The following is an 18,734-nucleotide window of genomic DNA, read 5'->3' on the forward strand; positions in this document are numbered from 1 at the left end:
CATTGATCAATACAGAAACACGCCCCACGCGGGCATTCAATCACAAGTTAAACAACTATAAGCTGCGTAAGCCCTTGTAAACACCTTGTTTCACGCAGCCAAAACTGCGACAGGCTGCTAGATAATACTGGAGTATGAAATGAACACCGGTTTCATGGCATTCAACGGACACTGGGACAGCCGTGCTGCGGAAATACGCAGTGATCCAGATACCCTGGGCCAATTTCTGTCCCACGGCCATGCGCGTATTCTGCCGGTCTGGCGTGGAAAGCCGCAATTGCGCGGTGCAGGTCCGGCCGCGGAACTGGGCTGGGTCAACGCCACTGCGAATGTTCTGGAACGGGCACCGCAGCCCTATCTGTTTCTGGGCATCCATAACAACACCCCGCATTTTGCCGCCGATATATCAGCCTGGGAACCCGACGCGTTGGATCGTGGCGCAATGGCCATGTTCATGGACACCACAATCCAGCACTATCCCGGCACAGAACCCGGCCTGTTCTTTGGTGAATTGCGCCAAAGCATGGCGCAGCTGGGCGCATCCGATGCGGCGCTGGCGGCGACTGCGCGCGCGATGTTCAACTGGCATCGCAGCCACGGATATTGCGCAGCCTGCGGCCAGCCCAGTCATATGGCGCTGGCGGGGTGGGAACGGCACTGCGCATCCTGCGGGGCCAAGCATTTTCCGCGCACTGATCCGGTGGTCATCATGCTGGTCACGCATGGCAATGATCTGCTGCTGGGCCGGTCTGCGGGCTGGCCACAAGGTATGTATTCCGCCCTTGCCGGATTTGTCGAACCGGGCGAGACACTGGAAAACGCGGTCTACCGCGAAGTCCATGAAGAAACCGGCATACAGACAACCGACATCCGCTTTATTGCATCCCAGCCCTGGCCGTTTCCATCCTCGCTGATGCTGGGGTGTGTGGGACGTGCGACAACCCGCGCCATAACGCTTGATGATGAACTGGAAGATGCGCGCTGGGTGTCGCGTGAACAGGTGCTGCGGGGATGGTCGGGCGAAGATGCGAATTTCATCCCTGCGCGAAAGGGCGCGATAGCGCACCATTTGATCGGGCTTTGGCTGGCAGGCAAGGTGCAACATGCCTATATGTAACCTCAGGTGCGGCGGGTCTTCATCAATGGCGGTATGCAACATGCAGGGCGACACAAAGATGACGGTTCGCAAACCATGAGATTATGCATTCCCGGGATGGGGGCAAATGCACATGTTGCATTTTCCGTCACCACCTTTCAGGATACCCGCGATGAGCACTGAAAACCCTCCCACGACTGGACCTGCGCGCATGCATTGGAACGTTCCGAATATTCTGACTGTTCTGCGTCTGCTGGCCGCGCCGGGTGTGGCGGTCATGTTTTTATATTTCCACCGGCCATGGGCTGACTGGTTCGCGCTTGCCCTGTTTGCCCTTGCGGCCATAACCGATTTTTTCGACGGCTATCTTGCACGGGCATGGCAACAGGAAAGCCGGATTGGCGCGATGCTGGACCCGATCGCCGACAAGGCGATGGTGGTCATCGCGCTGCTGGTCATTACAGGGTATTCCGGCATGGACGCCTGGCTGATCCTGCCTGCAACAGCAATTTTGTTTCGCGAGGTGTTTGTGTCCGGCCTGCGGGAATTTCTGGGAAATTCCGCAGGCTTGCTAAAAGTGACGCGGCTCGCCAAATGGAAAACAACGGCGCAAATGACCGCAATCGCGGTTTTGTTTCTGGCCATGGGGCTGGAATATGTGCGCGAAAGCGCACTTGACCGCCAGAATTCCGACCTGATCGCCACCCTGTCCGATATTGGCACCGAAGATATCAACGTCGTTGCACTGGCCACCTATGGCGGCAACATGGTCTGGCAGTTTGGGCTTGGCCTGATCTGGGTGGCCGCGATCCTGACACTGGTGACGGGTTGGGATTATTTCCGCAAGGCGCTGCCATTTCTGAAGGATGACACGGCATGAAGCTTGAAGTTCTGTATTTCGCATGGCTGCGCGAACGCATCGGCCACCCGAGAGAGATCGTTGACACACAGGCCGAAACTGTCAGCGCATTGATCACCGAATTGCGCGCGCGCGAGGATCGCTATGATCTGGCATTTTCCGATCTTGATGCTGTGCGCGTGGCGGTTGATCAGGATTTATGCGATTTTGACACCCCGCTTGCGGGCGTGCGCGAAGTTGCCTTCTTCCCGCCCATGACCGGGGGCTAAGGGCGTGCAAATTCGTGTGCAACAAGCCCCGTTCGATTTTGGCGATGAATGCAACCGTTTCGCTGCCAATCGCGATGACACCGGCGCGGTTGTCACATTTTGCGGGATCGTGCGTGCGCCCGAAAACGGTGTTTTGCACCGGATGGAGATTGAACATTACCCCGGCATGACCGAACGCGCACTGGCCAAGATTGCGCAAACCGCAACCGCGCGCTGGGGGTTGCACGATTGTCTGGTCATCCACCGCTATGGCCCGCTTGTGCCCGGTGAACGCATCATGATGGTCGCGACAGCATCCCGCCACCGTTCTGAAGCTTTTGCCGCAGCTGATTTCCTGATGGATTACCTGAAATCCCGCGCCCCCTTCTGGAAGAAGGAATACACTGATGCGGGCGACGGTTGGGTCGCGGCCAAGGATGTCGACGAAGCCGCCCTGCAACGGTGGTGATTTCATCTTGCCCCAAAATACTCTGGGGTGAATTGGGCCAAAGGCCCAAGAGGGGCAAAGCCCCACAGCAACCGGAAATCACGCAAAAGGGCGGCTGAAAGCCGCCCTTTTTCAATATGATAGGTGCTTTATCAGCCTTGGGTCGCGCTGGTCACGTCAACAGTCACGCCCTGCCCCATGGTCGAGCTGAGCGATACTTTCTGAAGATATGCGCCCTTTGCACCCGTGGGTTTCGCCTTGGCCACAGCATCCACAAACGCGCGAATGTTTTCAGCCAGTTTGGCGGCGTCAAAGGATGCCTTGCCGACACCTGCATGCACAACACCAGCTTTTTCGGCCTTGAACTGAACCTGCCCGCCCTTGGCGCTTTCCACAGCCTGTGCAACATCCATGGTCACTGTGCCCACTTTGGGGTTCGGCATCAGGTTGCGCGGGCCAAGGATTTTCCCCAGACGGCCCACGATGGGCATCATGTCAGGGGTTGCGATGCAGCGGTCGAATTCGATCTTGCCGGACTGGATGGTTTCCATCAGGTCTTCGGCACCAACGATATCCGCGCCCGCAGCCTTGGCTTCATCCGCTTTCGGACCGCGTGCGAACACAGCAACACGCACGGTTTTGCCAGTGCCGTTGGGCAGGGTGACAACACCGCGAACCATCTGGTCAGCGTGGCGCGGGTCAACACCCAGGTTCATCGCGATTTCAACGGTTTCGTCGAACTTGGCGGTCGCATTGGCCTTGATCAGCGCCACTGCATCTTCAACTGTCAAATTCTCTTTACCGACAAAGGCTTCACGGGCGGCCTTAACGCGTTTTGCAATTTTAGCCATGATTTACCCTTTCACCTCGATGCCGATCGATTTCGCAGAACCGGCGATGATTTCCATAGCGCCCTCGATGCTGTTGGCATTAAGGTCTTTCATCTTGGCTTCTGCAATTTCGCGAATCTGCTTTGTGGTCACGCTGCCGGCCACAACACGGCCCGGTGCTTCGGACCCTTTGGCGCGGTTACGCTTGCCCACAGGCTTCAGGCCCGCAGCCTTCTTCAGGTACCATGACGCAGGTGGCGTCTTCAGTTCCATGGTGAAGGATTTGTCCTGATAATAAGTAATCAGGGTGGGAATCGGCGCACCCGGTTCCAACTCCGCTGTGCGGGCGTTGAATTCCTTGGTGAACATCATGATGTTCAGACCGCGCTGGCCCAATGCCGGACCAACGGGCGGCGACGGGTTGGCTTTGCCCGCCGGAATTTGCAGCTTCAGCTGCCCTATAACTTTCTTGGCCATCTGGCCTCTCCTTTGTCACCTCGCCCTTTGCACGCGTGCGCGGGGCTTCTTGCGGTTTAGTGGTCCGGCCAAATCAGGCGCGCCTGACGACCTCCCACACGTTTATTCACATCAGATTTCCTTGGAAACCTGTGTGAATTCCAGATCGACCGGGGTTGCCCGGCCAAAAATCGAAACCATAACTTTCAGACGATTCGCGCCTTCGTCCACTTCTTCCACCAGACCGGCGAACCCCTCGAACGGGCCGTCCGTCACCTTCACCTGCTCGCCGACTTCGAAATGGATCAAGGTGCGCGGTGCGGCCTCTCCTTCTTCGACACGGTTCAGGATCGAATTAACTTCTTCATCACGCATGGGCATCGGTTTGCCCTGTGCGCCCAGAAATCCGGTCACGCGGTTGATGGAATTGATCAGATGATAGCCTTTGGGCGTCATTTCCATGCGCACCAGCACATAACCGGGCATAAAACGACGCTCAGACGTCACTTTCTTGCCGCGACGCACTTCAATGACTTCTTCGGTCGGAACCAGAACCTCTTCGATCAGGTCTTCCAGCCCGCCTTCTTGCACAGCAACGCGGATCGCCTCGGCGACTTTCTTTTCGAAATTCGACAGAACGCTTACCGAATACCAGCGCTTGGCCATGGATGTTCTTCCTGTTCTTGGCGGCCTTGCGGCCGGTGTCGGACCCTGCCCGAGTGGCAATCCCGTCATAGACTCAAACAAAACAGCGCACCAGTGCGGTGCGCTTTTCCTTGTCGATGCTGTTACAGCGCAATGCGCGGCATTTCAAGCCCCGCCCGCATCAAACGCGCGCCGCTTGGGGTATTAATTGAACATCCCCAAAAGACCCGACAAACCGGTGCGGATTGTCAGATCGACAAGAAAGAAAAACACAGCCGTCAATGCAGCCATGATCAGCACCATCACGGTGGTCACGGTTACTTCGCGCCGCGTGGGCCAGGTTACCTTGGCGGTTTCCGCCCGGACCTGCTGCATGAACTGAAAAGGGTTCGTCTTGGCCATGAATGCACACCTGTTCTTGTCTGAGGGCTGACATACGCAGCCATAGCCCCAGATTCAAGCACGATTCGCCCTACTGGCCGGATTCCGCACAGGGATGGGGGTGAACAAACACCACCTTGTCCCGCGATTGCAGCGCGATCAGGTCATCTTGATAGGTTTGCATGCCTTCGGCCAGCACATCCGGCGTGAAATGCTGCGGGCCGGGCCATTGGGCAGATTTCGGAAATTGCGCCTCTGCCTCGGCAATGGCGGTTCTGCGCGACAATGTGGGGTCCGCGCGCAGACGCGCGCGTGCATGCGCTATCGCGCGGGCCGAACTGCCCACCTGACGGGGCGCTGATGACAGGCGCATCCCGGACGCGGCATCCGGGCCAAGCAGATGCGCCAGTATGTCAGGCAAAACCTGACCATAATCCTCGTAGCGCCACAGCACCAACCGCCCCACGGCCGGACAGGCAACAAGGCGCGCGACCAATTCTGACCAGCGCAGCGCCAAGGGGTCAAACCCCGCGATATAGCTTTCAAAGTTGATCAGCTTCCCGCCTTTGATTTGCTGGCCATAGGCGGAATTCACGAAATCCGGCGGATTGCGCACCGCCAGATACAAGGTGACGTCCCGCGCGCCGACCAATGTCAGAAAGCGCGTCACCCGTCGGTCAGCATTCGGATAAAGCCTGTGGCCACAGGCAATTATGTTGGCCCGCGTTGTGCCCAGAATGTTTTCTTCTGATATAACAAGGCGCTGCCCGCGCGACTGTGCCTGTTGCAACGCCAGAACCAAGGGGGCAGTCAAGCGCTGGCCCGCAGGATGGTCCGCGCCGAGTTGGGGCAGCTTCATTCTGGTGCGCAGCAACTGCGGCCCGAAACAGGCAACGCTGCGCGCCTGAAGGCGCGAAACATTATTCCGAAGCAGGTGCTGCAAATGCGTGCTGGCCGTTTTATGTGCGCCGATATGAAGGTGAAGTTTCATTCCGGAACCCGGCACACATGCAACAAAATGCGAACTGATAACGCTTTTGGAATGGCAGGGGCAGAGGGACTCGAACCCACGACCCTCGGTTTTGGAGACCGATGCTCTACCAACTGAGCTATACCCCTATTCCATGCGCTGGATTAATGGAGCAGTGACGCGGTTGCAAGCCACCAATGCAGCGTTGCGGGTCTTTTTTTTAACATGCGGCGCAGCAGGTCGCGCTGAAACATGCTAATTCAGAATTCGGACCATAGCCCCACACGCCATCCGGATTCGCGCCAGCCCCCGAATGTGCGGCTGTATCCTAGTGTCATGGAAAACCGTTCTGTTACATCGACCGCCGCCGAAACCGTCACGCGTGACAAGCGCGCCTCGTCCGTGAAAATCCGTCCTGCATCAACCCAACCGCGCAATCGGGGCCGAATGTTGACGCCAAGCTGCGCGGTCATATCGCGCTGGCCCTGCTCCATCCCGTCCGACAAACCTGCCGATGCCCCAACCCTTGCCCATGCAGCATAGCCGAGAGTATCAAAACTATGGCCCAGATGCGCGGCCAGCCGCACGCGGTCCCCGTTTTGCGGGGCATTATGCGCGACCTGCACTTCTAATGCGACAGGGGTTCGCACCATCACCTCGCCCAGATGCACGCGCAGAAAAACACTGCTGTGCAAGGGCACACCATAAAACCGCGCCAAAGGGGGCAGTTGTGCAGGATTGTCCCAGCCGGTTTGCTGTTCCACCTTGGCGCCAAGGGTCAGATGGTCCGACAATCCGTATTCCAGATAATGCCGGTGCGACAGACGGTCTGCACCGCCCTGTCGGTCCACCGCAATTTCACTGGAAAAAAACACATTCCCCGCGCCACGTGGCCACGGGCCGGCCAGTCCCGCGCCTGCGGACAAGGCGCTGATGGTCACAAACAGAAATATTGCATGACTTGCGTGGCGATATACAGACATATGCCCATCAACGCCAAAAATGGTTAACAACTGGTTACGACATGCGGCACGCCCCCACCATGGGACCGCGCTGCACACACGGCGGACAAAACTGCCCGCCGCCACTTATGCCTGCGGCAAAAACCCGCCCGATTGCCGTGCCCAAAGCCGCGCATAAAGCCCGCCTTCGGCCAGCAGTTCCGCATGCGTGCCCTGCTCCACAATGCGGCCTTCATCCATGATGATCAGCCTGTCCATGGCAGCAATCGTGGACAGGCGGTGTGCAATTGCAATCACGGTCTTGCCCTGCATCAGGCGGTCAAGCTGGCCCTGGATCGCGGCCTCAACTTCGGAATCCAGTGCAGATGTGGCCTCGTCCAGAATAAGGATTGGCGCATCTTTCAGGGCCACACGCGCAATCGCAATGCGCTGGCGCTGGCCACCCGACAGTTTGACCCCGCGTTCGCCCACATGCGCATCAAGCCCCTGCCGCCCCTTGGAATCAACCAGATCGACAATGAACCCGTCGGCTTCGGCCATGCGTGCGGCCTGCCAGATTTCCGCGTCGCTTGCGCTTGGTTTGCCATAGGCAATGTTGTCGCGCACAGACCGGTGCAAAAGTGCAGTGTCTTGCGTGACCATGCCGATGGCTGCGCGCAAACTGTCTTGTGTGACGGTCGAAATATCCTGCCCGTCAATCAGAATGCGGCCGGACCCCACATCATAAAAGCGCAGCAACAGGTTGACCAAGGTGGATTTTCCCGCACCGGACCGCCCCACAAGCCCGATCTTTTCACCCGGCGCAATCTGCAAATCCATGCCGTCAATGACGGCGGGTTTGCGCCCGCTGGCCAATGCGGGATCATAGCGGAAGGTCAGCTTGTCAAAGCGAATCGCGGCATTTTCCACCATCAGCGGTTTCGCATCGGGTGCATCATGCACCGCACGCGCCGCCGCAAATGTGGCGATCCCGTCGCGCACTGTGCCAATGTTTTCAAACAGCGCCGCGAATTCCCACATGATCCAATGCGACATATTCCCCAACCGCAAGGCCAGCGGGATGGCAACTGCCAGCGCGCCAAGTTCCACCTGCCCTTGCAGCCACAGCCAGATTCCCAGCCCCGTGACCGCGGCGGTCAGCAGCGCGTTCAGCACATTGACCGACACATCCTGCACCGCCACCAGCCGCATCTGGCGATAGACAGTCTGCAAAAACCCGTCCAATCCATTGCGCGCATAGGTTTCTTCGCGTGCGCTATGGCTGAACAGTTTGACAGTCGCGATATTGGTGTAGCTGTCGACAATGCGCCCCGTCATATCCGCGCGCGCATCTGCCTGTTGTTGCGCCACACGGCCCAAGCGCGGAACGATTACCCATAGCAGCGCGCCATACGCCATAGCCCATAGCAGAAACGGCAGCGCCAGCCACAGATCCTGCGTGGCCGCCAGCCACAGTGACCCCAGAAAATAGGCCACAATATACACAGCCACATCCATCAGTTTCATGGTCACTTCGCGCACGGCCAATGCGGTCTGCATCAGTCTGGTGGAAATGCGCCCTGCGAACTCATCCTGAAAATAGCCCATCGACTGGCCCAGCAACCAGCGGTGGCCCAGCCAGCGAATGCGCTGTGGAAAATTCGCCATGATCGCCTGATACATGACCAATGCACCAATCACGGACACAACAGGCAAGACCAGCAGTTGCAGCCCTGCCATTGCGCTCAGCCGCGCGCCTTCTTCGGCCAGAAAACGCTCGGGGCCAAGTTCGGTCATCCGGTTGACCAGCGTTCCCAGATACCCCAGCAGGATGATTTCAATCGCGGCAAAGATAATGGACAGACCCGACATGAACAAAAGCCACGGCAAAACACCGCGCGCATAATGCAGCACAAACCCCAGCATGGTTTCGGGCGGGCGCCGGGGCGCATCGTCAGGATAGGCGTTGATACGCCCTTCAAAATAGGAAAACAGCCGTTTCATCAGGTGCTCCGACATAGAAAAGGGGCATGCAGTGACCCGCATGCCCCCTGAAAATCGAAGCGGATCAGATGATTACTCGATGATTTTTGCAACGACGCCGGCGCCGACGGTGCGGCCGCCTTCACGGATGGCGAAGCGCAGTTTCTCTTCCATGGCGATGGGCGCGATCAGTTCAACCGTGAATTTCAGGTTGTCGCCCGGCATCACCATTTCCGTGCCTTCAGGCAGTTGGACCATGCCGGTCACATCCGTGGTGCGGAAGTAGAATTGCGGACGGTAGTTCGCAAAGAACGGCGTGTGACGACCGCCTTCTTCCTTGGTCAGGATATAGGCTTCGGCTTCGAACTTGGTGTGTGGCTGAACCGATTTCGGTTTGCACAGAACCTGACCACGCTCCACGTCTTCGCGGCCAATCCCACGCAGCAGCGCGCCGATATTGTCGCCCGCTTCCCCGCGATCCAGCAGCTTGCGGAACATTTCCACGCCTGTGCAGGTCGTGGTTTTGGTGTCGCGGATACCAACGATTTCAATCGAATCGCCAACATTGATCACACCACGTTCCACACGGCCGGTCACAACCGTGCCACGACCGGAAATCGAGAACACATCCTCGATCGGCATCAGGAAGGGCTGGTCAACCGCACGCTCGGGGGTGGGGATGTATTCGTCAACCGCGGCCAGCAGCGCACGGATCGAATTCTCGCCGATTTCAGGATCACGGCCTTCCATCGCAGCCAGAGCAGAGCCTTTGATGATGGGGATATCGTCGCCCGGATAGTCGTAAGAGGTCAGCAGTTCGCGGATCTCCATCTCGACCAGTTCCAGCAATTCCTCGTCATCGACCTGATCGACCTTGTTCATGTAGACAACCATGAACGGAATGCCAACCTGACGGCCCAGCAGAATGTGCTCGCGCGTTTGCGGCATGGGGCCGTCAGCTGCGTTCACAACCAAAATAGCACCGTCCATCTGCGCCGCACCCGTGATCATGTTTTTCACATAGTCAGCGTGGCCGGGGCAATCGACATGCGCATAGTGGCGCGCATCGGTTTCATATTCGACATGCGCGGTCGAAATCGTGATCCCGCGGGCTTTCTCTTCAGGCGCACCATCAATCTGGTCATAGGCGCGGAAGTCACCGAAATACTTGGTGATCGCAGCCGTCAGCGTCGTCTTGCCGTGGTCAACATGGCCAATCGTGCCGATGTTCACATGCGGTTTATTGCGTTCAAACTTTTGCTTTGCCATTGTTCGGCACCCTTTGTTGATGAGCCGCAGATACGACCCCGATATGACACGCGCGCCTGTTACTGAGTCAGGCGCAAAAAATCAAGCGCACATCGTCCGGAAAGTGCGATTGCGGGACAACCTTTTGCCTAGCTTTCGAATTCCGCAGGCGCCGCGCCGTCTTCGGCAATAATTTCTGGTTCGATCGCGCTGTCACGTTGCGGGAACCATTCGGGCTTGGACACCATCCAGCGTTCGATTGCGGCGACGGCATTTTCTGACAGGTTCTGCATCTGCTGTTCGGCAGACTGGGTCAGACCGGAACTGACGACAGTTTCGCCTGACATGCTTTCAAGCACTGTTATTCGGTGCGGCGTATCGTTCAGCTTGGTCTGCGCTTCGTCATCCCAGATAGTCACCCCGATAATCAGCACGGATTTGGGGGCGGCGACAATCGGTATTCCGGGAATCGCAAGCACATATCCCTGAACCGCAATTGCGACATGATAGAATTTATCCCCGTCATAGCGCCCGAAACGCCGCTCGATTTCCGAGGTCAGCGCAGTCTGCCACTGCTCTGGGGTCGCCCGACGCGATGCAGGACCGATTGTCGCGCTGTCGGCCACCACGATTGCATGACCAAGCCTGAAATTGCCCAGCTCGCCACGTTCTTCGCCCAATTGCGCCCCACTGGTGCATGCACCCAGCAACGCCAGCGCGGCCAAGACCCCCACAGCACGCGATTTCAAACCGGAAAGTTCCATATTCCGCACCCTATATCCATTTTTCCATGGTCTACCGTATTCGCGCAGATTGCGCAAATCCGCGCGACGCAAGGTAAAGTGTCAGGTAAAGTGGTTGTCACGGGGAAACCCGCGCGGGGCCATGCGTCCGGCACTTGCGCGCTTGCCCAGCCACTCGGCAAGGTTCGCTTCCAGACGGGTGCGCCCGGCAGGGTCTTTCCAGCTAAGACCGTTTTGCAGGGTCAGGGTTGTCAGGTCCGACAGCCCCCCATCCTTGTAGGATTGCAGCCTGACGCCCTTGCCCCGCACCATTTCCGGCAGTTCTGCCATCGGGAACACCAGAAGTTTGCGGTTTTCACCGACAACAGCCAGATGATCGCCATCGGCAAACCGGCACACATGCGCGCGCACACCGGGCTTCAGGTTCAGAATCTGTTTGCCGCCGCGTGTCTGGGCGATGACTTCATCGGCGGGAACCACAAACCCGTCCCCCGCACTGGAGGCAACGACCAGTCTGGCCCCTGCCCTATGGGTGAACAGATCCACAATTTCGGCCTCATTGGGCAGGTCAATCATCAGGCGCACAGGTTCGCCCATGCCCCGCCCGCCGGGCAGGTTCACCCCCATCAGGGTGTAAAACCGCCCGTTCGACCCGAACAGCACGATCTTGTCAGTGGTTTCGGCGTGGAACGCGAAACGCCCGTCATCGCCATCCTTGAACTTGAACCCTTGATCCAGCGCAACATGCCCTTTCATTGCGCGTATCCACCCCATTTTCGAGCACACAACCGTAATCGGTTCGCGTTCGATCATGGCTTCCAGCGGCACATCCTCGACCTCATGGCCTTCGGCAAAATCGGTCCGGCGACGGCCCAGATCGGTGGCTTTGCCAAATGTGCCCTGCACCTCGCGCAGTTGCGAACTGATCAGCTTCCATTGCAGCCGGTCAGATGCCAGCAAATCTTCCAGCCCCGCACGTTCGCGCAACAACGCGTCGCGTTCGCGCACCAGTTCCATTTCTTCCAGACGCCGCAAGGACCGCAGGCGCATGTTCAGAATTGATTCGGCCTGAAGCTCGGACAACTCTCCCTCGCTTTCGGGCGGGGACACATAATCGGCCTCGGATGTGGCGCGAACGAACTTTCGTGCCCACTGCTCTCGCATCAGGGCTGTGCGCGGGGCCTCGTCATAACGGATAATGTCAATCACGCGGTCAAGGTTCAGAAAGGCAATAATAAACCCTTCCAGAACTTCCAGACGGTGATCAATCTTGTCCAGACGGTGCTGGCTGCGGCGCTGCAACACATCGCGGCGGTGGTCCAGAAACGCGCGCAAAACTTCGCGCAAGCTGCACACCTTGGGCGTCAGCCCGTCGATCAGCACATTCATATTCAGGCTGAAGCGGGTTTCCAGATCGCTGTTCTTGAACAGCATCCCCATCATCAGATCGGGATCGACGCTGCGGCTTTTGGGTTCCAGAACAATGCGCACATCATCAGCCGATTCGTCGCGCACATCGGCCAGCAGTGGCACCTTGCGGGTTTGAATCACTTCAGCCAGTTTTTCGATCAGGCGCGATTTCGGCACCTGAAACGGAATTTCCGTCACCACAACCTGCCATTGCCCACGGCCCAGATCCTCGATCTGCCAGCGCGCGCGCACCCGTATGGACCCGCGCCCCGACTGATAGGCCGCAAGGATCGACGCGGCAGGTTCCACCACCACGCCACCGGTCGGGAAATCGGGGCCGGGAATCAGTTTGACCAGATCTTCATCCGGCAAATCCGGCGTGGCAATCAGGGCCAGACACCCCTCGATCAACTCATCCAGATTATGGGGCGGAATATTGGTCGCCATACCCACCGCAATCCCGCTGGACCCGTTCGCCAGAAGGTTGGGAAATGCCGCAGGCAGGACAATGGGTTCTTCCAGCGTTCCGTCGTAATTGGGCCGGTAATCGACCGCGTTTTCAGAAAGCCCTTCCAGCAGCGCCTCGGCGGCTTTGGTCATGCGCGCTTCGGTATAGCGCGCGGCGGCGGGGTTGTCGCCGTCGATATTGCCGAAATTCCCCTGCCCGTCGACCAGCGGATAGCGCACGTTGAAATCCTGCGCCAGACGCGCCATCGCGTCATAGATCGCGGCATCGCCATGCGGGTGGTAATTGCCCATCACATCGCCGGTAATCTTGGCGGATTTGCGAAAGCCCCCCGTGGGCGACAGCTTCAACTCGCGCATTGCAAACAGAATGCGCCGGTGCACGGGTTTCAGCCCGTCGCGGGCATCGGGCAACGCGCGGTGCATGATGGTGGACAGCGCATATTGCAAATAGCGCGATCCCAGCGCCCGGCGCAGGGGTTCGGCTACGGGGGCGCTTGCGTCTTTGGAAGTGTCGTCATCTTGTGCCATGATCCCGCAATAGCCCCAACTCTGGCACAGGTCCAGCCCTAGACGCGACAGACCGCCTGTTCACGCAAAGGTCGCTTGCGCGGCCCGACCGTCACGGTCTACCAAAGCACCAACACCTTGAAGATGGAGAATTCGCATGCGCCCGTTCCCGATTGTTATCTTGTGCGCTGGCATCGGTCTGCCAGCACTGGCCGACACCAATGTGCGGGCGGTCACGCTGTCGACGGCGGGTCTGGCCATGATAGAGGCACAAGCCAGCCTGTCGGGTGACGGGCTGGTGCTGCCTGTGCGGCGCACGGATATTGACGATTTTCTGAAATCCCTGCGCCTGTCGGGCGGTGGCAATGCGGTCCCCATGCTGACACTGACAGGCCCCGGCGGGCTGGAGGACAGTTTCGCCACCCTGCCCTTTGATGCAGATGCGCTGCAAAACCTGCGCGAGTTGATGACAGCCATGACCGGCGCACCCGTCACTGCGGCGCGGCGCGGAATTGACGTGCAGGGCCGTATCATGGGGGTGCGCGACGTGCCCTGCGCCACGGACGGACAGCAGGGCTGCATCGCGCTGGCATTGCGGACCAGCGCGGGGCAGATTCGCCAGATCTTGCTGGATGACGCCCTTGAGCTGACCTTCAGCGACGCCGCCGACAGCGCCGCTGTGGATCGCGGGCTTGATGCGCTGCGCGCCGCTGGTCAGGGGCAGATGCTGGATGTGCAGCTAAGCATGACCGCACCGGATGCGACGCTTGATGCGCAGGATATATCACTGGCATGGCTGCAATCCGCGCCGGTCTGGAAGACCGCTTGGCGGGCCGAGCACGGGCCGGACCGCATGGTTCTGACAGGCTGGGCCGTGGTCGAAAACGCCACAGGCCATGACTGGCGCGATGTGGACCTGACCCTTGCCACCGGCGCGGTGCAGGCGTTGCAGGTGCAGCTATATGACCGCCAGCAAGGCGCGCGCAAACTGGCAGACACGGCCCCGCCCGCGCTGATGGCAAGCGCGGCCATGGAACGCAGCGTTGCATTCGAGTCAGCCTATGACACAGCACCTGTCGCAATGGATGATGGCGACAGCTTTTCGCGCTTTACCCTGACAACCCCTGTCACCCTGAACGCGGGCGACATGATCAGCCTGCCCTTCTTGCGCGAAACACTGGAAGATGCGCGCCTGACGATCTATCGCGGGGGCACCGACGCGCAACATCCGATGATTGCAGTGGTCGTTGAAAACCCGCTGCCATTGCGCCTGCCTGCGGGCGTCATGACATTGTATGAGGACGGGCGCGGCCATGCGGGCGACGCAATGATCCCCGAACTGGCCCCCGGTGCATCGGAAACCGTGGATTTTGCGCGCGACACTGCCGTAAGTCTGCGCGAAGATGTGGCCCAGATTGAAACCGTGCAATCGGCGCGCATTGTTGATGGCGTCCTGATTGCCGAAGAACGGCTGGAGCAGCGCACCACCTACCGCATCGAAGGTGCGGCACAGGGCGCGCGGCAACTGACCATCGCGCACCCGCTGCGGCAGGGCTGGACCATCCAGACCGAAGGCGGCATATCGGGCCTTGATGACATGCGCTTTACAGTTGACGTGCCCGAAGGGGCGATGATGTCGCATAATGTGGTGGAGTATCGCCAGACACAGCGCCGTGTGGCCCTGCTGGATCTGGACACCGACAGCCTGAACTACTGGTCCGACCGCGTTGACGAGGGTGACACGCAGGCACTGCTGGCGCAGATGCAGGACTTGCGCGCCCAAGAGGCCAGCCTGCAACGCGACATCACCGGCCTGAAAGACACAGAAACAACCCTGATCGCAGATCAGGAACGGCTGGTCGGGCTGATCGTGCAACTGGGCGATGACAGCGCCACCACCCAAGACCGCCGCGCGCGTGTCGATGCGATTGATGACGCGATCGAGTCAGGCCGCACTGAGATCGCAGCCGCAAGTGAACGGCTGGACGCCATCAGATCAGACCTGCGCGCGCTGGTTTTGAATGCAGACTAAAGCGCTTCGGTTGTTCAACGACAGCTCGAAAGGCGATATTCTTGCGATTGGGGAAGTTACAAACCGAAAAACACCGGCCGCGCTTTGTGAATCTGCTTCAGTCGATGACGGGATTGGCCTGAAGCGGTCATCGGTGGGCCGTCCCGCGGCCTGCCGATTTCGCTGATGGTGACTCAATCCTTTGAAGTCAGGAGTATGCCGCCTGCATAAAGTGAACTTCACTGGCGTCGGACCGGCAGACCCCGACCCACCGATGGCGCGGGCTTTGTCCAAGTGTGAAGGGCAGCAAAAGGCCAGAATTACCTCCTCGCCTACCCCGAAAGGCGCGCGGCCAGTTCCTACCGTAACAGACGATGCGGCTGTAAGGCAGGGTCAGGCTTTAGGCCCGTCGCGGGACTCCAGCGCGTCAAGACGGGCTTTCAGCGCTTCATTCTCCTCGCGGGCTTTTTGGGCCATGGCGCGCACGGCGTCGAATTCCTCGCGCGTGACAAAGTCGCGGTCTGCCAGCCAGCGGTCCAGCAGGCTTTTCATTGCGGTCTCGGCCTCGGTGCGGGCACCCTGGGCCACGCCCATGGCGTTGGTCATCAATTGTGACATATCATCCAGAAAACGGTTGCGGCTTTGCATCTTGGCCCCTTCGGCATTTTGCTTTTATCCTATATGTGGTCTTGGCGCGCGAAACTCAAGGTTGACTTCTTGCGCAAGGCCACGTCACACAGTCGCACCATTCCACTTTCAAGGCGCTTGAATGACCCATCCGCTTGCCATCATGTTCCCCGACATCTCGCCCGTGATTTTCCAGATCGATCTGGGCAGTTTCACTTTCGCGCTGCGCTGGTATGCGCTGGCCTATATCGCGGGTTTCCTGCTGGGCTGGTGGATCATCCAGTCGCTGATGAAACGCCCGACACTGTGGCCCGCAGACACGGCCCCCCTGCCCGCAGCCAAGGTCGAGGGGTTGCTGACCTATGTGATTATCGGGGTCATTCTGGGCGGGCGTCTGGGGTTCGTTCTGTTTTACCAGACCGGCTATTATATGGCCTACCCTGCTGAAATCCTGCGCATCTGGGAAGGGGGCATGTCGTTTCACGGCGGGTTTGCCGGTGTGGTGGTCGCGGGTCTGGTCTATTGCCGCCGCCACGCGGTGCCGCCCTTGCAACTGGCCGATTCCATGGCGCTTGTGGCCCCCATCGGCATCGGGTTGGGGCGGGTTGCAAATTTCGTCAACGCCGAACTGTGGGGCCGCCCCACGACCATGCCCTGGGGCGTGGTCTTTCCCGGCGCGCAGGCGCAAAACTGCCCGTGGGACTGGCCGGTTGCCCTGTGCGCACGCCACCCCACCCAACTGTATGAAGCAGCCCTTGAAGGGGCCGTCCTGTTTGCCGTTCTCGCGTGGCTGGTCTGGCGCAGCGGCTGGCTGAAAACCCCCGGCGCGGTCACGGGGGTGTTTATCGCAGGCTATGGTCTGGCACGATTCACGGTCGAATTCTGGCGGCAGGCCGATGCGCAATTCATCAGCCCCGACAACCCATTGGGCCATGTTGTGACACTGGGTCAGGCGGGAATATCGATGGGACAGGTGCTGTCGCTGCCAATGATCGTCATAGGTCTGGCCCTGCTATGGCGCGCGCGCCGCGCATGACGGCGCTGCGTGACAGCCTGATCCGCCAGATCGCGGCGCAAGGCCCCATCACTGTGGCCGAATATATGACAACCTGCCTGTTGCACCCCCAACATGGCTATTACACCACACGCGACCCGTTTGGCGCGCAGGGTGATTTTGTCACAGCCCCCGAAATCAGCCAGATGTTCGGGGAAATGCTGGGGCTTTGCGTGGCACAGGCCTGGCTGGATCAGGGCAGTCCCGCGCCCTTCACGCTGGCTGAACTTGGCCCCGGTCGCGGCACATTGATGGCGGACATCTTGCGCGCAACCCGCGCTGTGCCGGGCTTTCATGACGCCGCGCGCCTGCATCTGATCGAGGCATCGCCGGTCTTGCGGCGCAGACAGGCGACAGCCCTGCCGGACCCGCAATTTCATGACAGCGCCGACACGTTGCCCGATGCGGCGCTGTTTCTTGTCGCCAATGAATTCTTCGACGCCTTGCCCATCCGCCAGTTCCTGCGCGCGGGCGATGGCTGGCGCGAACGCATGGTGGGGCTTCAGGGCGGAACGCTTGCCTTCGGGCTGGGGCCGGTCACCCACCTTGACGCGCTGGAACACCGGCTGGCTGACACGACCGAGGGGCAGATGGTCGAAACCTGCGCGTCTGCACCCCCTGTAATGGCGGCACTGGCGCGCCGGATCGCGCAGCATGGCGGCGCGGCGGTGATTGTCGATTACGGCGACTGGCGCAGCCGCGGCGACACGTTTCAGGCGCTGCACCAGCACGCGCCGGACGACCCGCTGGCCCATCCCGGTCAGGCCGATCTGACCGCGCATGTCGATTTCGAGGCATTGGCACGCGCAGCCCACCCCCTGCATGCGACAGCACTGACACCGCAAGGAGTGTTTCTGGAACGGCTGGGCATTACGCAACGCGCCCAGTCACTGGCCCGCACCCTTGACGGCGCGGCCTTGCAGGCACATGTCGCCGCGCATCGGCGCTTGACGCACCCGCAGGAAATGGGTCACCTGTTCAAAGTTCTGGGACTGCACCCACACGCGGCCCCTGCCCCACCCGGATTGGACCCATGACACTGGAGATACTGACCGCCGATTCACTTTCCCCGCTACGCCACGGGTTCTTTACCCGTCGCGGTGGTGCGTCATCGGGCATATTTGCGGGGCTGAATTGCGGGCCGGGGTCGTCAGACCAAAGCGAAACAGTGCGCACCAACCGTGCCCGCGTCGCACAGGCCATGGCGCTGCCCCCTGCCAGCCTTGTCACCCTCAATCAGGTTCATTCGGCCACGGCTGTCACCCTTGAGCAGCCGCTGCCCGCAGACAGCCCGCTGCCGCAGGCCGATGCATTGGTGACTGCCACACCGGGCATCGTCCTTGCCATTCTGACCGCAGATTGCCAGCCCGTGCTGTTTGCCGACCCCGAAGCAGGCGTGATCGGCGCGGCCCATGCAGGCTGGCGCGGGGCGCTGTCGGGGGTGCTGGAAAACACGCTGGACGCAATGGTGTCGCTGGGTGCCACGCGCGACAACATAAACGCAGTGATAGGCCCCTGCATCAGCCAGCGCGCCTATGAGGTAGGACCGGAGTTTCTGGAAGATTTCATGGCAGAAGATACCAGCTATGCACGGTTTTTCGCCAATGGGCAGGACGGGCGCTACCAGTTCGACCTGCCCGGTTTCGGCCTGCACCGTCTGCGCGCCGCAGGTGTCGCAGACGCGTGCTGGACCGGGCATTGCACCTATTCAAACCCGCAGATGTTCTATTCCTTTCGCCGCAGCGTTCATGAACGCCAAGCAGATTACGGCCGCCTGATTTCAGCGATACGCCTGTAGCGCCTGTTGTC

At 59.7% G+C, this 18,734-nt stretch carries 19 protein-coding genes and 1 tRNA gene; 8 read left to right on the forward strand and 12 right to left on the reverse strand.

From position 1 onward, the window contains the following. Positions 1 to 139: 139 nt before the first annotated feature. The 4 genes from nudC to P8S53_RS10525 all read left to right on the forward strand — a co-directional run bounded on the left by nudC (position 140) and on the right by P8S53_RS10525 (position 2,672). A complete protein-coding gene (nudC, locus tag P8S53_RS10510; protein ID WP_277803922.1) occupies positions 140 to 1,117 on the forward strand; it encodes an NAD(+) diphosphatase in 978 nt (325 codons plus the stop codon). Positions 1,118 to 1,307: 190 nt separating this feature from the next. After that, positions 1,308 to 1,976 (forward strand): CDP-diacylglycerol--glycerol-3-phosphate 3-phosphatidyltransferase, encoded by a 669-nt coding sequence (gene pgsA, locus P8S53_RS10515; RefSeq protein ID WP_277803923.1) that lies wholly within the window; start codon positions 1,308 to 1,310, stop codon positions 1,974 to 1,976. Next, positions 1,973 to 2,224, forward strand: coding sequence for a molybdopterin converting factor subunit 1 (moaD, locus tag P8S53_RS10520; protein WP_277803924.1), 252 nt, complete (start codon positions 1,973 to 1,975; stop codon positions 2,222 to 2,224). The genes pgsA and moaD overlap by 4 nt, the downstream gene beginning before the upstream one ends. Positions 2,225 to 2,228: 4 nt before the next feature. Continuing rightward, a complete protein-coding gene (locus P8S53_RS10525) occupies positions 2,229 to 2,672 on the forward strand; it encodes a molybdenum cofactor biosynthesis protein MoaE (RefSeq protein ID WP_277803925.1) in 444 nt (147 codons plus the stop codon). 131 nt (positions 2,673 to 2,803) lie between these two features. Here the strand turns inward: P8S53_RS10525 and rplA are convergent, their stop codons facing one another. The 11 genes from rplA to parC form a co-directional block, all read right to left on the reverse strand. After that, positions 2,804 to 3,502, reverse strand: a complete 699-nt coding sequence (gene rplA, locus P8S53_RS10530; protein ID WP_277803926.1) for a 50S ribosomal protein L1 — start codon at positions 3,500 to 3,502, stop codon at positions 2,804 to 2,806. Between the two features lie 3 nt (positions 3,503 to 3,505). Continuing rightward, the gene (gene rplK / locus P8S53_RS10535; RefSeq protein ID WP_277803927.1) at positions 3,506 to 3,958 is read right to left on the reverse strand and encodes a 50S ribosomal protein L11; all 453 of its coding nucleotides are present in this window, start codon (positions 3,956 to 3,958) and stop codon (positions 3,506 to 3,508) included. A gap of 111 nt (positions 3,959 to 4,069) precedes the next feature. Then, positions 4,070 to 4,603: a transcription termination/antitermination protein NusG gene (gene nusG, locus P8S53_RS10540; protein WP_277803928.1), complete on the reverse strand. Its 534-nt coding sequence runs from the start codon at positions 4,601 to 4,603 to the stop codon at positions 4,070 to 4,072. A gap of 183 nt (positions 4,604 to 4,786) precedes the next feature. Beyond that, positions 4,787 to 4,984 carry a preprotein translocase subunit SecE gene (secE, locus tag P8S53_RS10545; RefSeq protein ID WP_274351221.1) on the reverse strand — a complete coding sequence of 66 codons (198 nt, stop codon included), beginning with the start codon at positions 4,982 to 4,984 and terminating at the stop codon, positions 4,787 to 4,789. A gap of 70 nt (positions 4,985 to 5,054) precedes the next feature. After that, positions 5,055 to 5,954, reverse strand: coding sequence for a hypothetical protein (locus P8S53_RS10550; RefSeq protein ID WP_277803929.1), 900 nt, complete (start codon positions 5,952 to 5,954; stop codon positions 5,055 to 5,057). Positions 5,955 to 6,006: 52 nt separating this feature from the next. Beyond that, positions 6,007 to 6,082 (reverse strand) — tRNA-Trp (locus P8S53_RS10555). A gap of 111 nt (positions 6,083 to 6,193) precedes the next feature. Beyond that, entirely contained in the window at positions 6,194 to 6,916 is a 723-nt protein-coding gene (locus P8S53_RS10560) for a hypothetical protein (RefSeq protein ID WP_277803930.1), read from the reverse strand. A 105-nt stretch (positions 6,917 to 7,021) separates the two neighbouring features. Continuing rightward, positions 7,022 to 8,878, reverse strand: coding sequence for an ABC transporter ATP-binding protein (locus P8S53_RS10565; protein ID WP_277803931.1), 1,857 nt, complete (start codon positions 8,876 to 8,878; stop codon positions 7,022 to 7,024). A 72-nt stretch (positions 8,879 to 8,950) separates the two neighbouring features. Then, a complete protein-coding gene (gene tuf / locus P8S53_RS10570; RefSeq protein WP_277803932.1) occupies positions 8,951 to 10,126 on the reverse strand; it encodes an elongation factor Tu in 1,176 nt (391 codons plus the stop codon). A gap of 128 nt (positions 10,127 to 10,254) precedes the next feature. Continuing rightward, a complete protein-coding gene (locus P8S53_RS10575; RefSeq protein ID WP_277803933.1) occupies positions 10,255 to 10,869 on the reverse strand; it encodes a hypothetical protein in 615 nt (204 codons plus the stop codon). An 81-nt stretch (positions 10,870 to 10,950) separates the two neighbouring features. Beyond that, positions 10,951 to 13,254, reverse strand: coding sequence for a DNA topoisomerase IV subunit A (gene parC / locus P8S53_RS10580; RefSeq protein ID WP_277803934.1), 2,304 nt, complete (start codon positions 13,252 to 13,254; stop codon positions 10,951 to 10,953). A 136-nt stretch (positions 13,255 to 13,390) separates the two neighbouring features. On the opposite strand from parC, the gene P8S53_RS10585 reads away from it, so the two are divergent. Beyond that, complete coding sequence (locus P8S53_RS10585) at positions 13,391 to 15,265, forward strand: hypothetical protein (RefSeq protein WP_277803935.1); 1,875 nt, start codon at positions 13,391 to 13,393, stop codon at positions 15,263 to 15,265. 372 nt (positions 15,266 to 15,637) lie between these two features. Here P8S53_RS10585 and P8S53_RS10590 read toward each other — a convergent pair whose 3' ends face one another. After that, the gene (locus P8S53_RS10590; RefSeq protein ID WP_277803936.1) at positions 15,638 to 15,892 is read right to left on the reverse strand and encodes an accessory factor UbiK family protein; all 255 of its coding nucleotides are present in this window, start codon (positions 15,890 to 15,892) and stop codon (positions 15,638 to 15,640) included. Positions 15,893 to 16,013: 121 nt separating this feature from the next. On the opposite strand from P8S53_RS10590, the gene lgt reads away from it, so the two are divergent. Genes lgt through pgeF form a run of 3 tightly spaced genes read left to right on the forward strand, consistent with a single transcriptional unit; the run spans position 16,014 to position 18,723 of the window. Then, positions 16,014 to 16,907, forward strand: coding sequence for a prolipoprotein diacylglyceryl transferase (lgt, locus tag P8S53_RS10595; protein WP_277803937.1), 894 nt, complete (start codon positions 16,014 to 16,016; stop codon positions 16,905 to 16,907). Continuing rightward, positions 16,904 to 17,962, forward strand: a complete 1,059-nt coding sequence (locus tag P8S53_RS10600) for a class I SAM-dependent methyltransferase (protein ID WP_277803938.1) — start codon at positions 16,904 to 16,906, stop codon at positions 17,960 to 17,962. Before lgt ends, P8S53_RS10600 begins: the two co-directional genes overlap by 4 nt. Next, entirely contained in the window at positions 17,959 to 18,723 is a 765-nt protein-coding gene (gene pgeF / locus P8S53_RS10605; protein ID WP_277803939.1) for a peptidoglycan editing factor PgeF, read from the forward strand. The genes P8S53_RS10600 and pgeF overlap by 4 nt, the downstream gene beginning before the upstream one ends. The last annotated feature ends 11 nt before the right edge of the window (positions 18,724 to 18,734 follow it).

This window comes from Roseinatronobacter sp. S2 (assembly GCF_029581395.1).
GTDB lineage: Bacteria > Pseudomonadota > Alphaproteobacteria > Rhodobacterales > Rhodobacteraceae > Roseinatronobacter.